The organism is Streptomyces sp. SID5785 (assembly GCF_009870065.1).
Lineage (GTDB): Bacteria > Actinomycetota > Actinomycetes > Streptomycetales > Streptomycetaceae > Streptomyces.
Genome location: NZ_WWIA01000816.1, coordinates 1 through 3,717, shown reverse-complemented (window position 1 = coordinate 3,717; position 3,717 = coordinate 1). Strand labels below are relative to the sequence as shown.

3 protein-coding genes are annotated in these 3,717 nt (G+C 70.5%); all 3 read right to left on the bottom strand.

Translation table 11 applies throughout. The features are described 5' to 3' along the window. A partial coding sequence (locus GTW43_RS26630) for a biotin/lipoyl-containing protein (RefSeq protein WP_343246125.1) occupies positions 1–274 on the bottom strand: 274 nt, incomplete at its 3' end. Between the two features lie 99 nt (positions 275–373). Next, entirely contained in the window at positions 374–1,762 is a 1,389-nt protein-coding gene (gene lpdA / locus GTW43_RS26625; RefSeq protein WP_161304514.1) for a dihydrolipoyl dehydrogenase, read from the bottom strand. A gap of 298 nt (positions 1,763–2,060) precedes the next feature. Next, entirely contained in the window at positions 2,061–3,593 is a 1,533-nt protein-coding gene (locus GTW43_RS26620) for a leucyl aminopeptidase (RefSeq protein WP_161304513.1), read from the bottom strand. Between the last annotated feature and the right edge of the window lie 124 nt (positions 3,594–3,717).

The following is a 3,717-nucleotide window of genomic DNA, read 5'->3' as shown; positions in this document are numbered from 1 at the left end:
CGGCGGCCGGAGCCGGGGCGGCGGCGGGCGCGCCCGTGCCGTCGTCGATGACGGCCAGCTCGGCGCCGACCTCGACGGTCTCGTCCTCGGCGACCTTGATGGAGGCGAGGACACCGGCGGCGGGGGAGGGGATCTCGGTGTCGACCTTGTCGGTGGAGACCTCGAGCAGCGGCTCGTCGACCTCGACGCGCTCGCCCTCGGCCTTCAGCCAGCGGGTGACGGTGCCCTCGGTGACGCTCTCACCGAGCGCCGGAAGGGATACGGAAACCGGCATGGTTTCTGTTGCTCCTTACGAATGTGCACATGCGCGGCAACGCAGTGCGGAAGTCTGTGGGGTCGGTCGTCGCGCCCTGTGGAGACAGGCGGAACGAGGTCAGTCGTGCGAGTGCAGCGGCTTGCCCGCGAGGGCCAGGTGGGCCTCGCCGAGCGCCTCGTTCTGGGTCGGGTGGGCGTGGATGAGCTGGGCGACCTCGGCCGGCAGCGCTTCCCAGTTGTAGATCAGCTGAGCCTCACCGACCTGCTCGCCCATCCGGTCGCCGACCATGTGGACGCCGACCACGGCGCCGTCCTTGACCTGCACGAGCTTGATCTCGCCCGCGGTCTTCAGGATCTTGGACTTGCCGTTGCCCGCCAGGTTGTACTTCAGAGCGACGACCTTGTCCGCACCGTAGATCTCCTTGGCCTTGGCCTCGGTGATGCCCACGGAGGCGACCTCGGGGTGGCAGTACGTCACCTTCGGCACGCCGTCGTAGTCGATCGGGACGGTCTTGATGCCGGCCAGACGCTCCGCCACCAGGATGCCCTCGGCGAAGCCGACGTGCGCGAGCTGGAGCGTCGGGACGAGGTCACCGACGGCCGAGATCGTGGGCACGTTGGTCTGCATGTACTCGTCGACCAGGACGTAGCCGCGGTCCATCGCGACGCCCTGCTCCTCGTAGCCCAGGCCCTGCGAGACCGGGCCGCGGCCGATGGCGACCAGGAGGACCTCGGCCTCGAAGGTCTTGCCGTCGGCCAGCGTCACGCGGACGCCGTCCTGCGTGTACTCGGCCTTGTCGAAGAAGGTGCCGAGGTTGAACTTGATGCCGCGCTTGCGGAAGGCACGCTCGAGGAGCTTCGAGCTGTTCTCGTCCTCGACCGGCACGAGGTGCTTGAGGCCCTCGACGACCGTGACGTCGGTGCCGAAGGACTTCCACGCCGAGGCGAACTCGACGCCGATGACGCCGCCGCCCAGGATGATCGCGGACTGCGGGACGCGGTCCAGGGTCAGCGCGTGGTCGGACGAGATGATCCGGTTGCCGTCGATCTCGAGACCGGGCAGCGACTTCGGCACGGAGCCGGTCGCGAGCAGCACGTGGCGGCCCTGGACACGCTGCCCGTTCACGTCCACCGACGTCGGGGAGGACAGCCGGCCCTCGCCCTCGATGTACGTGACCTTGCGGGAGGCGATCAGCCCCTGCAGGCCCTTGTACAGGCCCGAGATGACCTCGTCCTTGTACTTCTGGACGGCGGGCATGTCGATGCCCTCGAAGGTCGCCTTCACGCCGAACTGCTCGGACTCACGCGCCTGGTCGGCGATCTCACCGGCGTGCAGCAGCGCCTTGGTGGGGATGCAGCCGACGTGCAGGCAGGTGCCGCCGACCTTGTTCTTCTCGATCAGGGCGACGTCGAGACCCAGCTGCGCTCCGCGCAGGGCCGCGGCGTAGCCGCCACTGCCACCGCCGAGGATCACTAGGTCGAAAACGGTGCTGGCGTCGTTCGCCACGTCACGTCCTCCATGCATGTGCGCCGTACGCCGGTCTGCACTGACCGGGCGGCGGCTGGTGTCCGGCCGCTCTTTGCTTCGGCCCTCGGGTGGGGGCCCTGTCCTGCCGGCACCCATCCTCGCACTTGTCGAAGGAGTGCGGGACGTCGGGCCGGGGTCTGAGACGGCCGTTACACCCGAATCGACCGTGCGGACCTCGGACGAACCTACGGATTTCGTCGAAAGCGAACGGCCCCGGGTGCCGTGCACCCGGGGCCGAATCAGCTCACGACCTGCGCAAAGCGGCCAGAGTCCCGGCTCAGCCGAGGTCGCCCGCCGCCGTGCGCTCCGCGAGGCGGACCAGCGTGCGGACCGCGGAACCCGTGCCGCCCTTCGGCGTGTAGCCGAACGGACCGCTCTCGTTGAATGCGGGACCCGCGATGTCGAGGTGGGCCCACGTGATGCCCTCGCCGACGAACTCCTGGAGGAACAGACCGGCGACCAGGCCGCCGCCCATCCGCTCGCCCATGTTGGCGATGTCGGCGGTCGCCGACTCCATGCCCTTGAGCAGGTCGGCCGGCAGCGGCATCGGCCAGGCCGGCTCGCCGACCTCCTCGGCCGACTCGTGGATCGACGAACGGAAGGCGTCGTCGTTGGCCATGATGCCGAACGTGCGCGAACCGAGGGCCAGCACCATGGCGCCGGTCAGCGTCGCCACGTCGATGATCGCGTCCGGGGTCTCCTCGGAGGCCTTGGCGATCGCGTCGGCCAGGACCAGCCGGCCCTCGGCGTCCGTGTTGAGCACCTCGACCGTCTTGCCGGAGTACATGCGCAGGACGTCACCCGGGCGGGTGGCGGAGCCCGACGGCATGTTCTCGGCGAGGGCCAGCCAGCCCGTCACGTTGACGTCGAGCTTGAGGCGCGCGGCCGTGACGACGGCGGCGAACACGGCGGCGGCGCCGGCCATGTCGCACTTCATCGTCTCGTTGTGACCGGCCGGCTTGAGGGAGATGCCGCCCGAGTCGTACGTGATGCCCTTGCCGACGAAGGCGAGGTGCTTGTCGGCCTTGGAGCTCGTGTACGACAGCTTCACCAGGCGCGGGGCCGAGGCGGAGCCGGCGCCGACGCCGAGGATGCCGCCGTAGCCGCCCTTGGTGAGCGCCTTCTCGTCGAGCACCTGCACCTTGATGCCGTGCTCCTTGCCCGCCGCCTGCGCGACGGCGGCGAAGGCCTCCGGGTTCAGGTCGTTCGGCGGGGTGTTGACCAGGTCGCGGGCGCGGTTGAGCTCCTCGGCCAGCGCGACGGCGCGCTCGATCTCGGCCTTGTACGCCTTGTCGCGCGGCTTGCCGCCCAGGATCGCGGCCTCGGCCAGCGGAGCCTTGCCGCTCTTCTTCGCGCCGGCCTTCGCGGCCGCCGTCTCCTTGTAGGCGTCGAAGGAGTACGCGCCGAGCAGCACGCCCTCCGCGATCGCGCCGGCGTCCTCGGCGTCCTCGACGGGGAGGGCGAGCGCGGCCTTCTTCGCGCCCGACAGCGCGCGGGCCGCGACACCGGCGGCACGGCGCAGCGTCTCGGTGGCGAACGCCTCGTCCTTCTCGGGGAGCGCACCGAGACCGACCGCCAGCACGACCGGAGCCTTGACGCCGGACGGCGCGGGGAGCTTGGTCACCTCGCCCTCGGCGCCGGAGGCACCGAGGGTCTCCAGGACGGAAGCGAGCTTTCCGTCGAACGCCTGGTCCACGGCCTCCGCGCCCGGCGCGACGACCGGGCCCTTGTCGCCCTTGGCGACACCGACGACGAGGGCGTCGGCGCGGAGGCCGGTGGCCGCGGAGGTGCTGAGAGTCAGAGCAGTCACGGTGGTGAGGTCCCTCTATTCGTTGTTCGGGGTATTTGTGGCCCGGGGGGAGCCTACGCCCGTGTCTCACGATGCGGCCCCTCGAGGTCGCTGTCACGGGGCTCCGCCCCGGACCCCGCTCCTC